Origin of the sequence: Streptomyces sp. ERV7, assembly GCF_001653515.1 — a bacterium.
Classification (GTDB): Bacteria; Actinomycetota; Actinomycetes; order Streptomycetales; family Streptomycetaceae; genus Streptomyces.
Genome location: NZ_LYOY01000001.1, coordinates 1044697 through 1064641 on the forward strand (window position 1 = coordinate 1044697; position 19945 = coordinate 1064641).

Consider the following 19945-nt stretch of genomic DNA (forward strand, 5'->3'; position numbering starts at 1 on the left):
GTGACCAGTCTCAGCGTCGAGATCCTGGCAGCGGGCGCGGCCGAGCCGATCACCTCGGCGGGCAACGCCCGGTTGGGGATCGCCGTACTCGCCGGCATCGCCGTCATCGTCCTGCTCATCACCAGGTTCAAGCTCCACGCGTTCCTCGCCCTGACCATCGGCTCGCTGGCCCTCGGCGCCTTCGCGGGGGCGCCCCTGGACAAGGCGATCACCAGCTTCACCACCGGCCTGGGCAACACCGTCGCCGGAGTCGGGGTGCTCATCGCCCTCGGCGCCATCCTCGGCAAGCTGCTCGCCGACTCGGGCGGCGCGGACCAGATCGTCGACACGATCCTGGAGAAGGCCGGCAGGTCCGGCGGGCGCGCGATGCCGTGGGCGATGGTGGTCATCGCCTCGATCATCGGCCTGCCGCTCTTCTTCGAGGTCGGGATCGTGCTGCTGATCCCGGTGGTGCTGCTCGTCGCCAAGCGCGGCAACTACTCGCTGATGCGGATCGGCATCCCGGCGCTCGCCGGACTCTCGGTGATGCACGGGCTGATCCCGCCGCACCCGGGCCCGCTGGTCGCCATCGACGCGGTCGGCGCCAACCTGGGCGTCACGCTCGCCCTCGGTGTGCTGGTGGCCGTCCCCACGGTGATCATCGCCGGTCCCCTCTTCTCCCGGTACGCGGCGCGCTGGGTGGACATCCCGGCGCCGGACCGCATGATTCCGGCTCGCCCGTCGGAGGACCTGGAGACCCGGCCGAGCTTTGGCGCGACCGTGTCGACGGTGCTGCTGCCGGTCGTGCTGATGCTGGTGAAGGCCCTGGTCGACATCGTGGTCGACGATCCGGAGAACCACCTCCAGCGGGTCACCGACGTGATCGGCTCGCCGCTGATCGCGCTGCTCGCGGCCGTCCTCGTCGCCATCTTCACGCTGGGCCGGGCGGCCGGGTTCAGCAAGGAGCGGATCTCCACGACGGTCGAGAAGTCGCTCGCCCCGATCGCGGGCATCCTCATGATCGTCGGCGCGGGCGGCGGCTTCAAGCAGACGCTGATCGACGTGGGCGTCGGACAGATGATCCTGGACATCTCCAAGGACTGGTCCATCCCCGCGCTGCTGCTCGCCTGGCTGATCGCGGTCGCGATCCGGCTCGCGACCGGCTCGGCCACGGTGGCGACGATCTCCGCCGCCGGTCTGGTGGCCCCGCTGGCCGCCGACATGTCGACCGGGCACACGGCCCTGCTGGTCCTCGCCGTCGGCGCGGGCTCGCTCTTCTTCAGCCATGTCAACGACGCCGGGTTCTGGCTGGTGAAGGAGTACTTCGGGATGGACGTCGGCCAGACCGTCAAGACCTGGTCGGTGATGGAGACGATCATCTCGGTGGTGGCGCTGGGCTTCGTGCTGCTGCTGTCACTGGTGATCTAGCGGAGCACGCTCCTTCTCCACCTCGTCCAGCCACAGCCCGTGTTCCCTGCGGGCCCAGTGGCGCCCCACCGACCCGGTGCGCATGCCACGGCGTGCCTCCGGGTCGAGGAGCGCCATGGTCACATGGCCGCTCAGCACGATCCCGACGGCCAGCGCCAGCCAGTCGTGGACGAAGGTCGAGCCGATCCGCACCGGCAGCGGCGCCAGGTGCGTGAACCACATGAACAGTCCGGTGCCGAGCAGCACGAGCGTGGCGCCGGTGATCCACCCCGCGTAGACCTTCTGCCCGGCGTTGAACTTGCCCGCCGTACGCGGTCGTTCGTCCCGGGTGAGCGCCGAGCGCAGCCAGCGCCGGTCGTGCGGCCCGAACCGGTTCAGCCGGCGCAGATCGGCGCGGAAGGCCCGCGAGAGCAGCCCCGCCAGAACCGGTACGGGCAGCAGCACCCCCGAGATCTCGTGCACCGTCACCACCAGCTCGCGGCGGCCCACGGCCTCGGCGAGCTGGGGCAGATAGAGCACCGCGGCCGACAGCACGCACACCCCGAACACCAGGGCGTTGACGCGGTGCACCCAGCGCTCGGCCCGGGTGAACCTCCGTACGCGCACGGCCGGTTCAGCTCGTGGGGTGGTCGTCGCGTCCGTTGGACCGGCCGACCCAGGCATCCGTGTCATAGCCACGCTCCTCCCAGAATCCCCGCCGCACCTTGCTCGTCACGGTGATCCCGGAGAGCCATTTCGCCGACTTGTAGAAGTACATCGGCGCCACATAGAGGCGGACCGGGCCGCCGTGCGAGTGGGAGACCGGCTTGTCCTGCATGCTCAGGGCGACCAGCACGTCGTCGCGGCGGGCCTGTTCGAGCGTGAGGCTCTCGGTGTACGTGCCGTCGAAGCAGGTGAAGCGGACGGCCCCGGCTCCTGGGCGCACCCCTGCGGCGTCGAGGAGCCGGGACAGCCGTACCCCCGCGAACGGGGTGCCGGGCACCCGCCACCCCGTCACGCACTGCACGTCCCGCACCAGCCGCGTCTGCGGCAGCGCCCGCAGCGCGTCCAGGGTGTAGGTGGCCGGGCGGTCGACCAGGCCGTCGACGGTGAGCCGGTAGTCGGCTGCGCCCTTGTGCGGTACGGAGGCGGCGACGGAGTAGTAGCGGAAGCCGCCGCCGTTGGGCAGCAGGCCGGTCAGGCCGGTGGGGTCCTTCCCGGCGGCGGCGCCGAGGAACGACTCCAGGCCGCGCTGGAGGACCGGGGCGGCGGCGACTCCGGCGACGCCGAGGCCGAGCATGCCCAGCACGATCCGGCGGCCGACCGGGGCGCTCTCGGCGGGCGGTGGTTCAGGGTTCACCCCCCGATTCGAGCACCGGCGGCCCCCGGACACCAGGGGCCCCGGCACTCCGTCATCGTTTGGTCAGATCCGGGCCTACGCCCTCGTGGCGCCCGTCGCCCGCTCCAGCTTCTCCAGTTGGAAGGCCTCGTTGCCCTGGCCGATCCGGGCGTGCGCCTCGGGCCGCACCGCGCGGACGACCAGGCCGTACGCCACTCCGGCCGCCAGCGCGAGGGCGATGATCGAGGGCAGCAGCCAGCTGAGCGAGGAGTCCGGGCCCGCGCCGACCAGGACGTCGAAGTCCTTGACCGTGTAGACGGCGATGACGACGAGCGCGACCCCGGCGATGCCGGAGGCGAGCAGCCGCCACATCTGGGCCCCGGCCGCTCCCCGGCGGACGAAGAAGGCGATGACCGCGAAGCAGGCGGCGGCCATCAGCACGATCACGCCGAGCGCGCCCACGTTGCCCATCCAGGTGAACAGGTGCAGCACGGCGGCGGTCGGGTCGCCGGTGGGCTTGTCGTCGGCGACGGCGAAGGCGACGACCACCACGAGCGAGATCACCGTCTGGAGCAGCGAGCCGCTGCCGGGGGCGCCGCTGGTGTGGTTGGTACGGCCGAACGCGGCGGGCAGCAGGCCCTCGCGGCCCATGGCGAAGACATACCGGGCGACGACGTTGTGGAAGCTGAGCAGCGCGGCGAACATACCGGTGACGAAGAGGACGTGCAGGACGTCGGTGAAGGTGGTGCCGAGCCGGTCCTCGGTGAGCCCGAAGAGCAGCCCGGGACCGTTCTTCTGCGACGCCTCGACGATGTCGGCGGGGCCGGTGGCGACGGTGAGCGCCCAGGAGCTGAGGGCGAAGAACACGGCGGTGAAGCCGACGGCCAGGAACATCACGCGCGAGACGACCAGATGCGGGCGGCTGGTCTCCTCCGCGTACACCGGGGCCTGCTCGAAGCCGGTGAAGGCGGCGATGCAGAAGCACAGGGCGGTGCCGATGCCCGCGCCGGAGAGGGTGGAGGGGTTGAACGCGTGCAGCGACAGGCCCTCCTTGGCGGGGTCGGCGACAGCGGCGAAGTCGAAGACGACGACCAGCGCGACCTCGATGACGAGCAGGACGCCGAGCACCTTGGCGTTGAGGTCGATCTTCAGCCAGGCGAGCACGCCGACCAGCGCGACGGCCGCGAGCGCCGGGATCCACCAGGCGACCTCGGTGTCGAGGTAGGTGGCGCAGAGGCTGGAGACCTCGAAGCCGAACATGCCGTAGATACCGACCTGGAGGGCGCTGTAAGCGACCAGCGCCACGAAGGCGGCGCCCGCTCCGGCGGTGGGGCCGAGGCCCCTGGCTATGTACGCGTAGAACGCGCCCGCGTTGTGGACGTGCCGGCTCATCTCGGCGTACCCGAAGCTGAACAGGACCAGGACGGCGCCGAGGATGAGGAAGAGCAGGGGCTGGCCGACGATGCCCATCACGCCGTACGTGGTGGGCATGACACCGGCGACGACCATCAGCGGGGCGCTCGCGGCGAGCACCGAGAGCAGCAGGCCCGGGGTGCCGAGCCGGTCGGCCCGCAGGGCTCTCTCCTGCCCCTTGTACGTACGGATCTCATCGGTGTCGGTCGACATGGCGGGGGTGCCCTTTCGGTGGGACGCGGGGGTGGGTGCCGAGCGGGTGGTGCCGTGAGGTGCTGCGGTGGGACGGGCTAGGCGGTGCCGAGTGCGGCGCTGCGGGCGGCCTGGAAGGCGCGGTACGGGTCCCGGTCCGGGTACGACCAGGGGGCGGGGGTGAAGTGCCGGCCGATGCGGTGGAAGAGGGCGGCGGCCTCGGCGGGGCGGCCCTCGCAGTGCTTGGCGGGCTGGGGCCCCGGCCCGGGTGGTACTCGGGAGGCGTCGCGGCGCCCGGGGCGCTATCGTCGAGCAAGTTCACAACCCCCGGCCGCACTTGAAGGTGTCCCCCCGTGTCGGTTCTCGTCCTCGCTCTCGCCGTGGGCGCGGCCTGCTGCTTGGGCTTCGGGTTCGTGCTCCAGCAGAACGCCGCCCAGCACGCCCCGCTGAGCGACTTCCTCTCGCCGCGGCTGCTGCTGGACCTCGTACGGGTGCCCCGCTGGCTCGCCGGGATGGGGCTGATGGTCGCGGGCATGGTGCTCGGCGCGCTGGCGCTGAGCCAGGGCGAGGTCTCCCAGGTGGAGCCGCTCCTCGCCACCAACCTCTTCTTCGCCATGGCCCTGTCCCGCTGGCAGACCAGGCAGTCGCTGGGCCGCCAGGGCTGGGCGGGGCTCACCCTCCTCGCGGGCGGGGTGACCGCCTTCATGGTGGCGGGCCAGCCGCGCGGCGGCAACGACTCCGCCGGCCCCCTGCGGCACTGGCTGATCGTCGGGATCGTCCTCGGGATCGCGCTCGTCCTCACCGTGTACGCCAAACGGTCCCGCCTCAGCGCCGGGCCCACCCTCCTCGCCACCGCCGCCGGGTTCCTCTACGGCCTCCAGGACGCCCTCACCCGGGTCAGCGGCGAGCGGTTCCGAGCGGACGGCTTCACCCACATGCTGATGGGCTGGCAGCCGTACGGCGTGCTGGTGCTCGGTGTGACCGGGCTGATCCTGGTGCAGAGCGCCTTCGAGACCGCCCCGCTGCGGATGTCGCTGCCCGCCCTCACCGCGGCCCAGCCGCTCGCCGGGATCGCCTGCGGCGTCGGCTTCCTGGGCGACCAGCTGCGTACCGACGCGGGGGCGCTCGCCTGGGAGGCGTGCGGACTCGCCGCCATCGTCACCGGGATCGTGCTGCTCGGGATGCATCCGGCGATGCCCTCGGGCGCGGGGCCCAAGGAGCCGATCCGCGACCTCCAGCCCCACTGACCCCGGGCCCGGTGGTTGGATGAGCCTCATGAGCGCCTCTCCCTCTGACGAGATCCTCGACATCGTCGACGAGCGCGACCACGTGGTGGGCCGGGCGCCGCGCGGTGAGGCGTACGCCCGGGGGCTGCGCCACCGCTGTGTGTTCGTCCTGGCCCGGGACGCCGAGGACCGGGTCTTCGTGCACCGGCGCACCCCGACCAAGCTGGTCTTCCCCTCGCTGTACGACATGTTCGTCGGCGGTGTGGTCGGCGCGGGCGAGAGCTATGACGACGCCGCCCTGCGCGAGGCCGAGGAGGAGCTCGGGGTGTCCGGGCTGCCCCGGCCCGTACCGCTGTTCAAGTTCCTCTACGAGGGCGGCGCGGACGGGCGGCAGACATGGTGGTCGTCCGTGTACGAGGTGCGCTGCACCCTGCCGGTACGGCCGCAGGTGGAGGAGGTCGCCTGGCACGACTTCCTGCCCGAGGCCGAGGTGGAGCGGCGGCTCGACGACTGGGAGTGGGTGCCGGACGGGCTCGACGCGTACCGGCGGCTGCGCGCGCACCGGGCCCGATGATCCCCTGCGGGTAGTGTGCAAAGGTGATCAGCATCGCGCAGACCCTGCGGCTGTGGTTCGCGCCCGAGCGCATCGGCGAGGAGGGCGAGACTCCGGACTACCGTTTCTCACTCGCCAACGAGCGTACGTTCCTGGCCTGGATCCGGACGTCGCTCGCCCTGGTCGGCGGCGGTTTCGCGGTCGACCAGTTCCTGCCGGACCTGCGCTGGGGCGTACGCGTCGGGCTGGCCCTGGCGCTGCTGGGGGCCGGGGTGCTGTGCGCGCTGCGGGCGGTGAACCACTGGGTGCGGTGCGAGCGGGCGATGCGGCGCGGCGAGGACCTGCCCGTCTCCCGCTTCCCCACCCTGCTGAGCGTGGCCGTCGCGGTGGTCGCCGTCGTCATGGTGGTGGTCGTCGTCTTCGGCTGGGCCGGGTGACGCGCGTACCCGACCGGGACCCCGGCCTCCAGCCCGAGCGGACCCGGCTCGCCTGGCGCCGCACGACGCTGTCCTGCACGGTGGCGGCGGTCCTCGCGGCCAAGCAGGCCCTGCACGGCGGCGGAACGGCCGTCGGTCTGGTCGCGGCGGCCCTGAGCGGGCTTGTCTGGCTGGGCTTCCTGGCCGTGGCCCACCGCCGTATCCAGTCCCTGACCCGCTCGGCCCGGCCCGAGGTGCTGCGAGCGCGCGAGGCGGTCGCGGCGCTGGTGTGCGTGGCGGCGCTGGCGCTGTTCGCGCTGGCCATGCTGCTCTGAGCGGCCGGGCCGGTCACTCCCTCGCCGCCCTTGTTCCTCCGGCCCCACCACGCCGGCGCAAGCGGAGGCGGGGTCCGCGCATTAGCGTGGGAGGCAAGCGATCTCCAGAGGTGAACGCCATGACCGTCCGCCACGAAGAGCACCCCGCCACGCACGAGCACGCGCACGGGCCCGACTGCGGGCACCGGGCGGTGCCGCACGGGGACCACACCGACTACGCCCACGACGGGCATCTGCACCGCGAGCACTCGGGGCACTGGGACGAGTGCGAGCCGGCCGGGCACGTCGCCCACGACGGGCACGCGCACGAGCACGGCGTCGGCTGCGGGCACCACTCCGTGGAGCACGGCGACCATCTGGACTTCGTCCACGACGGTCACCGGCACGCCGAGCACGAGGGCCACTGGGACGACCACTGAGGCCCGGAGCGGGGTACTGAACAGGCGGCGACGTCTGGACGACATACCGACTGGTCGGTAGCGTGTCCGTGACACGATCGCCGTTCCCGGAGGTACCCCGCCATGAGCACAGTCCCGCCAGGCCTCGACCCGGAGCGGCTGCGCGCCCACCTCGACCGCGTGCGGCCGGGGCTGGTGAACGGACCGCTCAGCGCCCGGCTCGTCGAGGGCGGCCGGTCGAACCTGACGTACATCGTGACCGACGGCAGCGGCCAGTGGGTGGTCCGCAGACCTCCGCTCGGCCATGTCCTGGCCACCGCGCACGACATGAAGCGCGAGCACCGGGTGATCAGCGCCCTGCACCCGACATCGGTCCCGGTGCCGGAGCCGCTGCTCCTGTGCGAGGACGACTCGGTCCTTGGCGCGCCGTTCTACGTCATGGAGTACGTCGCCGGGACCCCGTACCGCACGGCGGAGCAGCTGGCTCCGCTGGGCCCGGAGCGCACCCGGGCCGCGATCCTCGGCCTGGTGGACACGCTGGTCGAGCTGCACGCGGTGGACCCCGAGGCGGTCGGCCTCGGGGACTTCGGGCGCCCGGAGGGCTTCCTCGACCGCCAGCTGCGCCGCTGGGGCAAGCAGCTCGACGCCTCCCGCAACCGGGAGCTAGCCGGGATCGACGAGCTGCACGCGGCGCTCGGCCGTGAGCTGCCCGTCTCCCCCGCCCCCACGGTCATCCACGGCGACTACCGGCTCGACAACGTCCTCGTCGGGGACGACGACGAGATCAAGGCGGTCCTCGACTGGGAGATGTCGACCCTCGGCGACCCGCTGACCGACCTCGGGCTGCTGGTGATGTACAGCGCCGAGATCACGGTGAAGGACTCCCCCGTCTCCACCACTGCCGGGGCCGCCGGACACCCCACCCCCGCCGAGCTGATCGAGCGGTACGCCGCCCGCTCGGGCCGGGACACCTCGGCCATCTCCTGGTACACGGCGTTCGCCTGGTTCAAGCTCGCCGTGATCCTGGAGGGCATCCACTACCGCTACACCCTGGGCCAGACCGTCGGCGCGGGCTTCGACCGCATCGGGGACCTGGTGCCGGTCTTCATCGGCCACGGCCTCACCACCCTCCAGTCACCGCAGGAAGGCTGAACTCCCGCCATGGACTTCGCATTCGACGCCCGCACCCAAGAGCTGCGCGCCAAACTGCTCACCTTCATGGAGCAGTACGTCTACCCGGCCGAGACCACCGCACACGAGCAGCGCCTGCTGCTGAAGTCCCCGTGGGACACGCCCGCCGTGGTGGAGGAGCTCAAGGCCGAGGCCCGCAGCCAGGGGCTGTGGAACCTGTTCCTGCCCGACGCCGAACACGGCGCCGGGCTCACCAACCTCCAGTACGCACCGCTCGCCGAGATCACCGGCCGCTCCCCGCACCTGGCGCCCACCGCCCTCAACTGCGCGGCGCCGGACACCGGGAACATGGAGGTGCTCGCCCAGTTCGGCTCGGACGAGCAGAAGAAGCGGTGGCTGGAGCCGCTGCTCGCCGGGGAGATCCGGTCCGCGTTCGCGATGACCGAGCCGGAGGTGGCCTCCTCGGACGCCACCAACATCGAGACCCGGATCGCCCGGGAGGGCGACGAGTACGTGGTCACCGGCCGCAAGTGGTACATCTCCGGGGCGATGAACCCGGACTGCAGGATCTTCATCGTGATGGGCAAGACCGACCCGGACAACGAGGACGTCCGCCGCCAGCAGTCGATGGTGCTGGTGCCGCGCGACACCCCGGGCGTCGAGATCCGCCGCGCCATGCAGGTGTACGGCTACGAGGACCACTCGCACGGCGGCCACGCCGAGGTCGTCTTCCACGGCGCCCGGGTGCCCGCCGAGAACCTGGTGGGCGAGGAGGGCGGCGGCTTCGCCATCGCCCAGGCCCGCCTCGGGCCCGGCCGGATCCACCACTGCATGCGGCTGATCGGCATGGCCGAGCGGGCCATCGAGCTGATGTGCCGCCGGGCGGTGGCCAGGACCGCGTTCGGCAGGCCGATCGCCCAGCAGGGCGTAGTGCAGGAGTGGATCGCTGACGCGCGGGTGGCGGTGGAGCAGCTGCGGCTGCTCGTCCTGAAGACCGCCTGGCTGATGGACACCGTGGGCAACCGCGGCGCCCACACCGAGATCCAGGCCATCAAGATCGCCACACCCCGGACGGTCCTCGACATCATCGACAGGGCCGTCCAGACGCACGGCGCGGGCGGGGTGAGCCAGGACTTCCCGCTCGCCGAACTGTGGGCGGCGGCGCGGACCCTGCGCATCGCCGACGGTCCCGACGAGGTCCACCAGCGCTCGCTGGCCCGCCGGGAGCTGAAGAAGTACCTGTAGCCCCGGTCAGGGGCGCAGCGCCCGCAGCAGCAGGTCGGCGAGGTGGTCGGCGACCTGCTGCGGGGTGAGCGGCCCGTCCGGCCGGTACCAGGTGGACAGGTGGTGGACCGACCCGAAGTGGTAGTCCACCACCAGGTCGGCCGGGGTGGCCGTGGAGAAGACCCCGGCCGTCTGGCCCTCCTCGACCAGGGCCCGGAACCGCTCGTGGTAGCGCCGCCGCTCGACCCGTACCTGCTTGTTCTTCTCGGGGCTGAGGTGGTGCATCGAGCGGAAGAAGATGGACGCGTCGTCGAGGTTCTCGATGGTGGTGACCACCACGTCGGCGGCCGCGTCGCGCAGCCGCCGCTCGATGGGCGCGTCCGCGTCCGCGAAGGCGTCGAGGCGCTCCTGCTGGAGGCGCAGCACGCGCGCGTAGACCTCCTGGAGCAGGTCCTCCTTGGAGCCGAAGTAGTGGTAGAGCGCCCCCTTGGTGACGCCCGCCGCCTCCACGATCTCCTGGACCGAGGTCCTGTCGTACCCGTTCTCGGCGAAGAGGCGGGTGGCGGCGGCCAGCAGCCTCTGGGGGACGGGGGTACCGCTCCCGTCCGTCGTCCTGGCCATGCCGTCGCCGCCTCTCTCTCGTTGGTCGCACCCGCGTTTTCACGCCGTTCTAGTGGCGGGAACGCAGTTCCCGCCTGAGGATCTTCCCACTCGCCGTCTTGGGAAGCTCCGCTAGTACCTCGACCTGCCGGGGATATTTGTACGCGGCCAGCCGTTCCTCGCAGTACGCGGAGAGCTCGCCGGGGGTGACCTCGGCGCCGGGGCGCAGACTCACGTACGCCTTGACGTTCTCTCCCCGGTACGGGTCGGGGACGCCGACGACGGCCGCCTCGCGCACCGCCGGGTGGCCGTAGAGCACGTCCTCGACCTCGCGCGGCCACACCTTGAAGCCGGACGCGTTGATCATGTCCTTCTTGCGGTCGACGACGTAGAGCCAGCCGTCCCGGTCCATGAACCCGATGTCGCCGGTGCGCAGTTCGCCGTCCGGGAAGGTCTCGGCGGTGGCCTCGGGGCGGCGCCAGTAGCCGGGCACGACCTGCGGGCCGCGCACCACGATCTCGCCCTGCTCCCCGAGGCCCACCTCCTCGCCCTCCTCGTCGAGGATCCGTACGACCGTCTCGGGGCCGGGCAGGCCGACCGAGAGCGTGCCCGAGACCGGGTCGACCGGGGCCTCGCGCTCCGGCGGCACCGAGGCGCAGGGCGCGGTGCACTCGGTCAGCCCGTAGCCGTTGCGCAGATACGGGCCGAAGGCGTCCCGGAACTTCTCCACCAGTGCGGGCGGCACCGGCGCGCCGCCCGAGGAGATCACCCGGAAGGAGTCGAAGTGCTCGCGGGTGACGCCGGGGGCCGCCGCGAGGGCCATGAACGCGGTGGAGGGGCCCACGGTGTAGGCCGGGCGGTGCTCGGCGAAGGCGTCGAGGACCACGCCGGGGTGGAAGCGGTAGGCCAGGATCAGGGTGCCCGCGTTGGCGACGCACGCGGCGAGCTGGCAGACCATGCCGGTGATGTGGAAGAGCGGGGCCAGCGCGAAGTAGCCCGCGCCCTCGGCTATCGGGTGGCCGGTGCGCTGGCGCTCGGCGTTGTAGGTGATGCCCCGGTGGGTGTTCATGGCGCCCTTGGGGGTGCCGCTGGTCCCCGAGGTGTAGCTGATCAACGCCGTGGCGTCGGGGGCGGGTTCGCGTCCGCCCGGGGCCGGCAGGCCCTGCCGGGCGACGGCCAGCAGGTCGTCGGTGTCGGCGGGACGGGGCAGCCGCTCGAAGGCGAGCACGCGCGCGTCGTCGCGGCTCTGCAGGTCCAGCTCGCAGGCGGTGAGCGCGATCCGGACGGGCGAGCCGGCGGCGGTGTCCCGCAGATACGCCTCCCAGGCGCGGTCGGAGCAGATGAGCGCGGTGACCTCGGCATCGCCCAGGACGTGTCCGACCTCGGCCGACTTGTACATCGGGTTGAGCGGGACGACGGTCGCGCCCGCCTTCCAGGCGCCGAGCAGCGCGATCACGAAGTGCGGGGTGTTCTGGAGCATGATCGCGACCCGGTCGCCCGGCTGGAGGCCCCGGGCGGCGAGGTGGCCGGCCACGGAGTCGGAGAGCGCGTCGGTCTCGCGGTAGGTGAGCCGCCCGTCGAAGTAGGCGAGCGCGGTGCGGTCGGGGGCGCGCAGCACGGCGGCGCGGAAGGCGTGCACCACACTGGCGGGCGGGCTGACCGGTGCCCGCTGGGCCTCGGTGAGCTGCCCGAGCCAGGGCTTCGCCGCGTACGGGGAACTCATGATCCGTCCGCCTCCCACTTCTGCTGGAGGAGGTTCATGGAGGTGAGCCAGCGGTCCGGATCACCGGCCCGGGCGCCGTAGTAGCCGGCCACCTCCGGGTGCGGCAGCACCAGGAACCGCTCCTCGGCCATCGCCGCGAAGAGCGCGTCGGCCACGGCCGGGGGCTCGATGGCGGTGGGCACGAGCACCAGGTCCCCGGCCGAGCCGGTGGCGGCCAGCATGTCGGTGCGCACGCCCTGCGGGCAGATCGCGTGGACCTTCACACCCCGGTGGCGGTAGGTGAGCGAGAGCCACTCGGCGAAGGCGAGGGCGCCGTGCTTGGTGACGCTGTACGGGGCCGCGCCGATCATGGTGAGCAGCCCGGCGGCCGACACCGTCGACACGAACCGGCCGCCGCCGCGCTCCAGCCACTCGGGCAGCAGCTCGCGGGCGGCGCGGACGTGGGCCATCACATTGACGTCCCAGGCGGCCTCCCAGACGTCCTCCGGGGCGGCCTCGGAGCCGCCGGAGCCCAGGCCCGCGTTGGCGCAGTAGACGTCGATGGTCCCGCCCAGCGCCTCGCGGGCGAGCGGGACGACGCCGGAGGCGTCGCCGGGGACGGCGATCGCGCCGATCTCCTCGGCGGTCCTGCGGGCCTTGGCCTCGTCGAGGTCGTTGACGACGACGCGGGCGCCCTCCGCCGCGAATCTGCGCGCGAGCGCGGCGCCTATGCCGCCGCCCGCCCCGGTGACCACCACTGCCGCGCCCTGGACGTCCTGGACCGAACCCATCGAGAATCCGCCTCTCCGCATGCCGACTGAGGTGCAGACTAACCAGTCGGTATGTACGGACGGAAGGGGCCGTCGCCAACCGTCCCGTGCGGCTCGTTCCCCGTCGCGCCCCCGCGCGCTAGCGTGCGTGGCCATGACACCGTGCGCGGCCGGGGCCGAGGGGGTACAGCGATGAGCCTGTCCAGACGGGGCCTGCTGGCGGGTACGGGGACCGTGGCGGCGAGCGCGGCGGTCGTGGGCGCGGCCCCCGCCCGCCATCGCCCCGTCGCCGTGCGCACCGGCTTCGACCGGCTGGCCGCCGACGGCTACCGGGCCCTGGCGGGCCGCGGGGTCGGCGTGGTCACCAACCCCACCGGGGTGACGGCGGACGTCCGGCACATCGTGGACGTGATGCACGCCGACCCGCGCGTGAACCTGGTCGCGGTGTTCGGCCCCGAGCACGGCTTCCGGGGCACGGCCCAGGCGGGCGGCTCACAGGGGCGCTACGACGACCCGGCGACGGGGCTCCCGGTATACGACACGTACGGCGTCAGCGGGCAGCCGCTCGCCGCCGTGTTCACCGCGTCGGGCGTGGACACGGTCGTCTTCGACATCCAGGACGTGGGCGCGCGCTTCTACACGTACATCTGGACGCTCTACGACTGCATGGAGGCGGCCGCGCTCGCCGGGAAGCGGTTCGTGGTGCTCGACCGGCCGAACCCGGTGACCGGCCGGGCGGCGAGCGGACCGGTGCTCGACAAGGCGTTCGCGACCTTCGTCGGGCGCGAGCCGATCGCGCAGGCGCACGGGATGACGGTGGGCGAGCTGGCCGGACTCTTCGACGCCGAGTTCCTGGGCGGGCGCGTCCGGGTGGAGACCGTACGGATGACGGGCTGGCGGCGCGAGGGTTTCTTCGACTCCACCGGGCTGCCCTGGGTCCCGCCGAGCCCCAACATGCCGACCCCCGACACGGCGCTCGTCTACGCGGGCACCTGCGTGTTCGAGGGCACCAACCTGTCCGAGGGGCGCGGCACCACCCGGCCCTTCGAACTGCTCGGCGCCGAGGGGATCGACGCGCGCTGGGCGGCCGCCGTGAACGCCCTCGATCTGCCGGGGGTCCGCTTCCGCGAGGCCTACTTCACGCCCACCTTCTCCAAGTTCCAGGGGAAGACCGTCGGCGGCGTCCAACTCCACGTCCACGACCGCGAGTCGTACGACCCGGTGCGCACCGGGATCGCGCTCCTGGTGACGGCGAAGAAGGTGTGGAGCGGCTTCGCCTGGCGGCCGGACCACTGGATCGACAAGCTCACCGGGTCGGCCACCGTCCGCACCCTGATCGACGCGGGCGCGGGCACCGACGACGTGGTGGGCGCCTGGCAGGCCGGACTCACGGCCTTCCGGGCCACGCGGGCGCGGTATCTGCTGTACCGGTGAGGGCCCGGGGGAAAACCCCCGGGGCGGCCGGTGGCTGGCGGGATGGGCCCGGCACCGGCCCGGCCGACAGGCTGGTGCCATGCATCTGTTCCACGACACCCACCACCGTCCGCGCCAGGCCCTGCTCCTCCTGCTCGGCCTGACGCTCGGCGCGTTCACGGCGGCCGCCCCGACCGCGAAGGCGGCCGAACCCGCCACCCCGGAGCGGCAGTTGGCGCGCTCGGCGCAGCCCCTGGACGATCTTCGGCCGCTGGGCCGAATGGTCGGCTCGGCGGACATCGTGGGCCTCGGCGAGGCGACGCACAACTCGCACGAGTTCTTCGCGGCCAAGCGACGCGTGTTCCAGTACCTCGTCGAGAAGAAGGGCTTCACCACCTTCGCCCTGGAGACGGCCTGGTCCTCGGGGATGCGCGTCAACGCCTATGTGCTGCGCGGCGAGGGCGATCCCGAGCGGATCGTGCGCGAGGAGTTCCAGAGCTCGTACGCGATGTGGGAGACCCGGGAGTACCTGGACCTGATCCGCTGGATGCGCGACTACAACCTGCACCACAGCCGCAAGGTCCAGTTCATGGGCGACGACATGGGATACGCGGGCCCGCGGCTCTTCGACGAGGTGAGCGCGTACACCGCGAAGCACTACCCCGCGCTGCTGCCCCGGCTCACCGCCCTCTACCGGGACTCCCGGCCCACCGCGGGCGTCGGCGACACCATGAACGCCATGATCAAGCGCCCGCTCGCCGAGCGCAAGCGCCTGGCCGGCGAGCTGCGCCAGGCCTACGACCTGCTGCGGGGCCGGCGCCCGGGGCCGGACCGGACGGAGCACGCCTGGGTCCTCCAGTACGCGCGCACCCTCGCGCAGACCGGCGCCATGTGGTCGTTCGACTTCTTCGACCCGGACCAGCTCAAGGAGTCCCGGCGCTACCGGGACCGGGTGATGGCCGAGAACACCGTGTGGTGGCAGCGCCAGACCGGGCACCGGATGCTGCTCTCCGCGCACAACGGCCATGTGGCGTACGCCCCGACGCTCACCGCCGAGTACCCGAAGCTCCAGGGCGCCTACATCCGGGACGCGGTCGGGGCCGCGTACATGAACATCGGGTTCACCTTCGGGCAGGGCTCGTTCAACGCCCTCGATCTGAACGATCCGGCCGAGCCGATCCGCGAGTTCACCGTCGGGCCGCCCGGGCCGGGCAGCAACGAGGAGGTCCTGGAGCGGGTCTCGCCGCGCGACTACTACCTCGATCTGCGCCGGGTGGCGAAGCCGGCGAAGGACTGGCTGGGCGTTTTCCGGCCGACGCGGTCCATCGGCAACTCCTGGCCCCAGGAGGACGACCAGGTGCGGCTCGGCCCCTCGTTCGACGTACTGGTGCACCTGCACCGGGTGACGGCGGCGCACCGGCTCTGACCTCCCCCGATCGTGCCCGTTCTGCGATGTCCTGCGTATGGTCAGCCCTCCGGTCCGGCGGGACGATGTGAGGCCTCAGCCCCGCCCCATCGTCAGCGAACGGACCGGAGGGCCACGCCATGGCGGACATCGGAGTCGAGCCGTATCGGGAGATCACCTTCGACGCGGACGGCGACGCCGCTCCCGCGGAGCGCAGGGCCCTCGCGGATCTGGACGTCACCGATCTGGTGATGTTCTCGCACGGCTGGAACAACACCCGCTCGGTCGCAACGGCCCTGTACCGCCGCTTCTTCGCCCCCTTCCCCGGCCTGCTGGCCGAGGCGGGCGCGGCCGGATCGGGGGTGCGCCTCGGGTACGCGGGCATCGTCTGGCCCTCCATCCGCTTCGCCGACGAGCACATCCCCGACTTCCCGCACGCCGCCCTGGCCACGGAGCCGTGCGCGGGCCTGGACCCAGCGACCGTGGACGCCCTCAAACGGGCCTTCCCCGGGCACGAGGTGACCGTCGACGCGCTGGCCCGGCTGCTCGACGAACGGCCGGACGCGGAGGAGGCATTCCGCCAGTTCGGCCTTCTCACCCGGGAGTTGGTGGCGGATGACGCGGAATCGTCTGGCTTCACGGCCGACACCGTGGACGACGGCGCGGGCGGCGCGGTGCTCCTGAGCGACGACACCCTCGGGCTGTACCGGGAGTTCACGCTCGCCCTGTCCGACACCGGTATGCGGGTCGAGGCGGGCCCGCCCGGCCCCTCGTTCTCGATCGGCCGCTCGCTCAAGCACCTGTGGGACGGCGCCAAGGAGGTGCTGCGCCAGACCACGTACTACGAGATGAAGCGCCGGTCCGGCAAGGTCGGCCAGCTCGGGCTCGGACCGCTGCTCGGTGAGCTCGCCCGGACCAGACCCGCGATGCGGATCCATCTGGTCGGGCACAGCCAGGGCGGGCGGCTGGTCGCCTTCGCGCTGAAGGGCCTGCCGGAGGGGGCGCGCAACGTCAAGTCGGTGACCCTGCTCGAAGGGGCCTTCTCGCACTACGCGTTCGCCGAGCGGCTGCCGTCCGGGCTCGGCGGTACGGGCGCGCTCGCGGCGCTCCAGCGCCGGGTGGACGGCCCGGTGGTCTCCTGCTACTCGCGCTTCGACACCGCCCTCGGGGTGATCTACCCGCTGGCGTCCAAGCTGGCCGGCGACTACCAGGGCTTGCTGGAGCTCGACCGGCGCTGGTGGGCGATCGGCCACGACGGCATCCAGTCGGTGTCCCCGTGCACCGAACTCACCCTGGCGGAGGTGCTGCGGGACGGGGTGCCCGACTCGGGCTGCGTGAGCGTCAACGCCGAGTCGGTGGTCCGAGCGGGCGGCCCGCCCTCGGGCGCCCACTCCGACATCTGCCACCCGGAACTTGCGAGGGTGGTTCTGGCGGCAGGCCGCATTGGCCGCACCTGACGCGCGTCCCCGCGCCCCGTTCCCGCGAGGGGCGCGGGGATGCGCGCGACCGGCCGCACACGGCCCGCGGCCGAACGACAGCCCTACCGGTGCGAGGCGAACTCCACGACCTGCTGATACGTGGGCCGGTTCTGCCAGTTGACCGCGTTCTGGCTGATCCCGCCCAGCGGCCGCTGGACGATCGAGTCGGCACACCACTGATCCCCGGCGGAGCACCCCGCGTCACCGGGATACACCTGCGCGGGCGTCTTGGCCGCCGCCTGCTTCAGCGTGGCGAGGAGGGCGTCACGGCAGGCGGAGAGGCTCCCGTCGCCGCAGTACTTACGGGCCAGCGCCCCCTGCACGGGCTCGCCGAGCACCGACCGCAGATCCTTGTCCGCATAGCTCCACCAGCCGTACTGGAAGGCGGACCCGGCGTGCGCCCCGGTCGGGCCGTGCCCGGCCGACGGTGCCTCGTCGGTGGACAGGTTGGAGGTGAGCGCCGAGTACAGCCCGTCCCCGAGCCCCGGCCGGAACTCCGCCTCGACCATCAGCGGCCACCAGGCGTCCATCAGCCGCACGGCCTCGGGGTGGGTGTAGGTGTGCGAGCCCTGCGCGGTCTCCCGGCGCTGGGTCCCGTCCGCCTTCCACGACTCCAGCTGCTGTACAGCGCCGGCCAGTTGGGGATCGGTGACGGGAGCGCTGCGGATCACCTTCAGGAGCTCGGGCAGCACGTCCTCGCCCCGCAGGTCGGTGACGGCGGCCTGCGCCATGGCCCGGGTGAGCGCGGCGCGGGTCACCCCGCCCTGGGCGACCAGTGCCTCGACCCGGTCGTCGAGGAGGTTGCCCCGGTGCACCGAGCCGTTGCCGAACCCGGCGGAGGTGTAGTCCTTGGCCTGCTTGTTGTTCCAGGAGATGTAGTAGTCCTGCCCGACGGACTGCGGGTGCTGGGCGGGCGGGGTGTACTCGGCGGTGTTGTACGCCGGGTCGTAGCCCTGCCACTCGTAGGCGCGGTCGGCCGCGATCGGCAGCGACGGGTCGACGGCGGGGTTGCGGACCGGGTTCTTGCCGCTGTTGTAGTAGGCGGCGGTGCGGGAGTCCGCGTAGAACCAGTTGAAGGCGTAGTCGACGTGCTGGGCGGCCTGCTGGAAGGTCGCCGCGTCCTTCACGTACGTCGGGTCGTTGAACATCTGGAAGCCGATGATCGAGTCGGCCTCGTGGCGGTAGGTCGAGCGCAGCGAGGTGTACGCGACCTGCTTGCCGCCGACCTTGGCACGGGCGCTGACGATGCCGTAGTTGGTGCGCCAGATCTGCATCCGGTAGGAGCCGGCGGCCGTGTTGTCGGCGGTGGTCGGCTTCCAGGCGTTGGTCTTCTCCAGCTTCTCCATCGGGGTGCACACACCCCGGTAGAGGTAGTGGGCCGCGTCCTGGCAGAGCTCGACGGTGTAGGTGTCGGTGATGTCCTGTCCGGCGGAGGTGGCCGACCAGGCGTAGTCCTGGCCCCGGCCGAGCTGGACGTACATGCCGACGCCGGCGAAGGAGGCGCCCCGGGCGCTGATGCCCGGGCCCTGGATCTCCTGGAGCATCAGCAGCTGTGGCGCGAAGTAGCCGGTCTGCGGGCCGAAGACGGCGACCGGGTTGCCGCTCGCGGTGCGGCTGCCGGAGACGAGGAGCGCGTTGGACATCCCGCGCGGCTTGCCGATGTCGAAGCCCGGCAGGGCGCCGTCGTTGAAGATGCCCTTCAGCGGCTTGAGGCGCTCCGGTACGCGCACATCGGCCTTCGCCTTGGTGAGCGCCGAGCCGGTGCGGTCGTAGACGAGCTGCTCGGGGACGACCGTGCCGGGGTCGGGCATCGCGGTGCCCTGCGCGTTCGCGGGCTTGGTGGCGTACGGGAAGCTGGTGCCGTCGTGGACGGTGAGCGCGGCCTCGGGGTCGTTGCGCTCGCGGAACGACTCCCACACCTTGGTGCCCTCGGCGACGCCGTACTTGGCCTGGGCGGCCTGGAGCGAGAGCGCGGCCTGCACCTCGCCGCCGCCGCCCCCGCCGAAGAGCCCGCCGACGACGGAGGCGAGCGCGATCAGGTCGGTGAGCTTGAACGGCTGGATCTCCCCGATGTTGGTGATGGCGTCGATCTTGCCGGTGAGCACGTACTCACCGGGGAAGTACCGGCCGTCCTTGGACTGCTTGGCGTAGGCGTTGATGCCGTCCACATACGCCTGCGCGTCGGCCATGGCCTGTTCGCCGCGCGGGCCGTTGGTGGTGCGGATCCGGTCGACCTGCGCCTGGAGGTCGGCCTCGGTGTACGGGGCCTGCGGCCAGAACTCCTGCTCCAGGCCCTGGTTGGAGAGCGCGCCGCCCGCGAACGAGGTGAGCTCGCCGCGCCCGATGTGCCGGAACAGGTCCATCAGCCAGAGCCGGTCCTGGCCCGCCGCGTATCCGGCGCCGTACTCGGTTCCGTACCGGGTGGTGCCCTTGATGTGCGGGACTCCGGTGGCCTTGTCGCGGGTGATGGTGACATCGGGGCGCGGTGAGCTGGTGGAGGCCACCTGGCCGCTGGGCACCCCGAACGAGGCGTCGTTGAAGAAGGAGTTGAGCTTGTCGTCGGTGAGCGAGGACTGGCCGGCGACGAGTGCGTCGTACTTGCCGAGCTGGTCGTCACTGTGCGCGGGATGGGTGCCGAAGGCCTTGTTGCCGAGGATCTCGATGAGGGTGGCGTTGCCGTTCTCACCGGGCGGCAGGATGTCGCCGCACCGCCCGAGGCAGTAGTCGCTGTTGGGTGGTTCGGCCGCGCCGGCCTGGCTGAGGGGGGCGAGCAGGGCCGCCGAGAGGGCGATCAAGGTGGCGGCGGTGGCGGTTCTGAGCCGTGCGGTGGGTCGTCGCATGCGTGCTCCTAGTGAGGACCGATGCGGCGGAGGTTACTGAGGGGTACCGCCGGAGGGAAGATGAACACACGTCACCTTTCCCGAACGTGCGTGACCTTTCCCGAATCACCACAGGGCGATGGAG

Annotated in this window: 18 protein-coding genes; 11 read left to right on the plus strand and 7 right to left on the minus strand. The window is 72.1% G+C overall.

The features are described 5' to 3' along the window. Nucleotides 1-1407: a gluconate:H+ symporter gene (locus tag A8W25_RS04720; RefSeq protein ID WP_067156154.1), complete on the plus strand. Its 1407-nt coding sequence runs from the start codon at nt 1-3 to the stop codon at nt 1405-1407. On the opposite strand, the gene A8W25_RS04725 is transcribed toward A8W25_RS04720, so the two are convergent. From A8W25_RS04725 to A8W25_RS04735, 3 genes are all read right to left on the minus strand, one after another. Next, nucleotides 1393-2079 carry a cytochrome b/b6 domain-containing protein gene (locus tag A8W25_RS04725; protein ID WP_067156157.1) on the minus strand — a complete coding sequence of 229 codons (687 nt, stop codon included), beginning with the start codon at nt 2077-2079 and terminating at the stop codon, nt 1393-1395. The two genes, A8W25_RS04720 and A8W25_RS04725, sit on opposite strands and share 15 nt — an antisense overlap. Then, nucleotides 2021-2746, minus strand: coding sequence for a molybdopterin-dependent oxidoreductase (locus A8W25_RS04730; protein ID WP_067156160.1), 726 nt, complete (start codon nt 2744-2746; stop codon nt 2021-2023). The genes A8W25_RS04725 and A8W25_RS04730 overlap by 59 nt, the downstream gene beginning before the upstream one ends. A 75-nt stretch (nt 2747-2821) precedes the next feature. Next, entirely contained in the window at nt 2822-4351 is a 1530-nt protein-coding gene (locus A8W25_RS04735; RefSeq protein WP_067156163.1) for an APC family permease, read from the minus strand. A 332-nt stretch (nt 4352-4683) separates the two neighbouring features. On the opposite strand from A8W25_RS04735, the gene A8W25_RS04740 reads away from it, so the two are divergent. From A8W25_RS04740 to A8W25_RS04770, 7 genes are all read left to right on the plus strand, one after another. Next, nucleotides 4684-5577 carry a DMT family transporter gene (locus tag A8W25_RS04740; protein ID WP_067156166.1) on the plus strand — a complete coding sequence of 298 codons (894 nt, stop codon included), beginning with the start codon at nt 4684-4686 and terminating at the stop codon, nt 5575-5577. Between the two features lie 28 nt (nt 5578-5605). After that, nucleotides 5606-6130: an NUDIX hydrolase gene (locus A8W25_RS04745; protein ID WP_067156169.1), complete on the plus strand. Its 525-nt coding sequence runs from the start codon at nt 5606-5608 to the stop codon at nt 6128-6130. 23 nt (nt 6131-6153) lie between these two features. Then, nucleotides 6154-6546 carry a YidH family protein gene (locus A8W25_RS04750; protein WP_067156171.1) on the plus strand — a complete coding sequence of 131 codons (393 nt, stop codon included), beginning with the start codon at nt 6154-6156 and terminating at the stop codon, nt 6544-6546. Next, nucleotides 6543-6860: a DUF202 domain-containing protein gene (locus A8W25_RS04755; RefSeq protein WP_067156174.1), complete on the plus strand. Its 318-nt coding sequence runs from the start codon at nt 6543-6545 to the stop codon at nt 6858-6860. The genes A8W25_RS04750 and A8W25_RS04755 overlap by 4 nt, the downstream gene beginning before the upstream one ends. A 119-nt stretch (nt 6861-6979) precedes the next feature. Continuing rightward, nucleotides 6980-7279 (plus strand): hypothetical protein, encoded by a 300-nt coding sequence (locus A8W25_RS04760; protein WP_067156177.1) that lies wholly within the window; start codon nt 6980-6982, stop codon nt 7277-7279. A 102-nt stretch (nt 7280-7381) separates the two neighbouring features. After that, entirely contained in the window at nt 7382-8410 is a 1029-nt protein-coding gene (locus tag A8W25_RS04765) for a phosphotransferase family protein (RefSeq protein WP_067156180.1), read from the plus strand. Nucleotides 8411-8419: 9 nt separating this feature from the next. Beyond that, on the plus strand, nt 8420-9634 hold the full coding sequence (locus A8W25_RS04770) for an acyl-CoA dehydrogenase family protein (RefSeq protein WP_067156183.1): 1215 nt from the start codon (nt 8420-8422) through the stop codon (nt 9632-9634). A gap of 6 nt (nt 9635-9640) precedes the next feature. On the opposite strand, the gene A8W25_RS04775 is transcribed toward A8W25_RS04770, so the two are convergent. Genes A8W25_RS04775 through A8W25_RS04785 form a run of 3 tightly spaced genes read right to left on the minus strand, consistent with a single transcriptional unit; the run spans nt 9641 to nt 12706 of the window. Then, nucleotides 9641-10234, minus strand: coding sequence for a TetR/AcrR family transcriptional regulator (locus A8W25_RS04775; protein WP_067156185.1), 594 nt, complete (start codon nt 10232-10234; stop codon nt 9641-9643). Between the two features lie 49 nt (nt 10235-10283). Further along, entirely contained in the window at nt 10284-11936 is a 1653-nt protein-coding gene (locus tag A8W25_RS04780) for a class I adenylate-forming enzyme family protein (RefSeq protein WP_067156188.1), read from the minus strand. Further along, nucleotides 11933-12706, minus strand: a complete 774-nt coding sequence (locus A8W25_RS04785; protein WP_067156191.1) for an SDR family oxidoreductase — start codon at nt 12704-12706, stop codon at nt 11933-11935. The genes A8W25_RS04780 and A8W25_RS04785 overlap by 4 nt, the downstream gene beginning before the upstream one ends. A gap of 171 nt (nt 12707-12877) precedes the next feature. Here A8W25_RS04785 and A8W25_RS04790 point away from each other — a divergent pair, with 171 nt between their 5' ends. The 3 genes from A8W25_RS04790 (at nt 12878) to A8W25_RS04800 (ending at nt 16960) form a co-directional block, all read left to right on the plus strand. Next, entirely contained in the window at nt 12878-14119 is a 1242-nt protein-coding gene (locus tag A8W25_RS04790) for an exo-beta-N-acetylmuramidase NamZ domain-containing protein (RefSeq protein ID WP_067156194.1), read from the plus strand. 79 nt (nt 14120-14198) lie between these two features. Then, the gene (locus tag A8W25_RS04795; RefSeq protein WP_067156197.1) at nt 14199-15524 is read left to right on the plus strand and encodes an erythromycin esterase family protein; all 1326 of its coding nucleotides are present in this window, start codon (nt 14199-14201) and stop codon (nt 15522-15524) included. A 119-nt stretch (nt 15525-15643) separates the two neighbouring features. After that, the gene (locus A8W25_RS04800) at nt 15644-16960 is read left to right on the plus strand and encodes an alpha/beta hydrolase (protein WP_067156200.1); all 1317 of its coding nucleotides are present in this window, start codon (nt 15644-15646) and stop codon (nt 16958-16960) included. 83 nt (nt 16961-17043) lie between these two features. Here the strand turns inward: A8W25_RS04800 and A8W25_RS04805 are convergent, their stop codons facing one another. Beyond that, on the minus strand, nt 17044-19821 hold the full coding sequence (locus A8W25_RS04805; RefSeq protein WP_067156202.1) for a penicillin acylase family protein: 2778 nt from the start codon (nt 19819-19821) through the stop codon (nt 17044-17046). Nucleotides 19822-19945: the final 124 nt, after the last annotated feature.

Bases quoted from the DNA above. Each gene is read 5' to 3' on its own strand.
- A8W25_RS04725 (WP_067156157.1), bottom strand. From the start codon at position 2,079: ATGACACGGATGCCTGGGTCGGCCGGTCCAACGGACGCGACGACCACC.
- A8W25_RS04735 (WP_067156163.1), bottom strand. From the start codon at position 4,351: ATGTCGACCGACACCGATGAGATCCGTACGTACAAGGGGCAGGAGAGA.
- A8W25_RS04745 (WP_067156169.1), top strand. From the start codon at position 5,606: ATGAGCGCCTCTCCCTCTGACGAGATCCTCGACATCGTCGACGAGCGC.
- A8W25_RS04760 (WP_067156177.1), top strand. From the start codon at position 6,980: ATGACCGTCCGCCACGAAGAGCACCCCGCCACGCACGAGCACGCGCAC.
- A8W25_RS04765 (WP_067156180.1), top strand. From the start codon at position 7,382: ATGAGCACAGTCCCGCCAGGCCTCGACCCGGAGCGGCTGCGCGCCCAC.
- A8W25_RS04770 (WP_067156183.1), top strand. From the start codon at position 8,420: ATGGACTTCGCATTCGACGCCCGCACCCAAGAGCTGCGCGCCAAACTG.
- A8W25_RS04775 (WP_067156185.1), bottom strand. From the start codon at position 10,234: ATGGCCAGGACGACGGACGGGAGCGGTACCCCCGTCCCCCAGAGGCTG.
- A8W25_RS04780 (WP_067156188.1), bottom strand. From the start codon at position 11,936: ATGAGTTCCCCGTACGCGGCGAAGCCCTGGCTCGGGCAGCTCACCGAG.
- A8W25_RS04785 (WP_067156191.1), bottom strand. From the start codon at position 12,706: ATGGGTTCGGTCCAGGACGTCCAGGGCGCGGCAGTGGTGGTCACCGGG.
- A8W25_RS04790 (WP_067156194.1), top strand. From the start codon at position 12,878: ATGAGCCTGTCCAGACGGGGCCTGCTGGCGGGTACGGGGACCGTGGCG.
- A8W25_RS04795 (WP_067156197.1), top strand. From the start codon at position 14,199: ATGCATCTGTTCCACGACACCCACCACCGTCCGCGCCAGGCCCTGCTC.
- A8W25_RS04800 (WP_067156200.1), top strand. From the start codon at position 15,644: ATGGCGGACATCGGAGTCGAGCCGTATCGGGAGATCACCTTCGACGCG.
- A8W25_RS04805 (WP_067156202.1), bottom strand. From the start codon at position 19,821: ATGCGACGACCCACCGCACGGCTCAGAACCGCCACCGCCGCCACCTTG.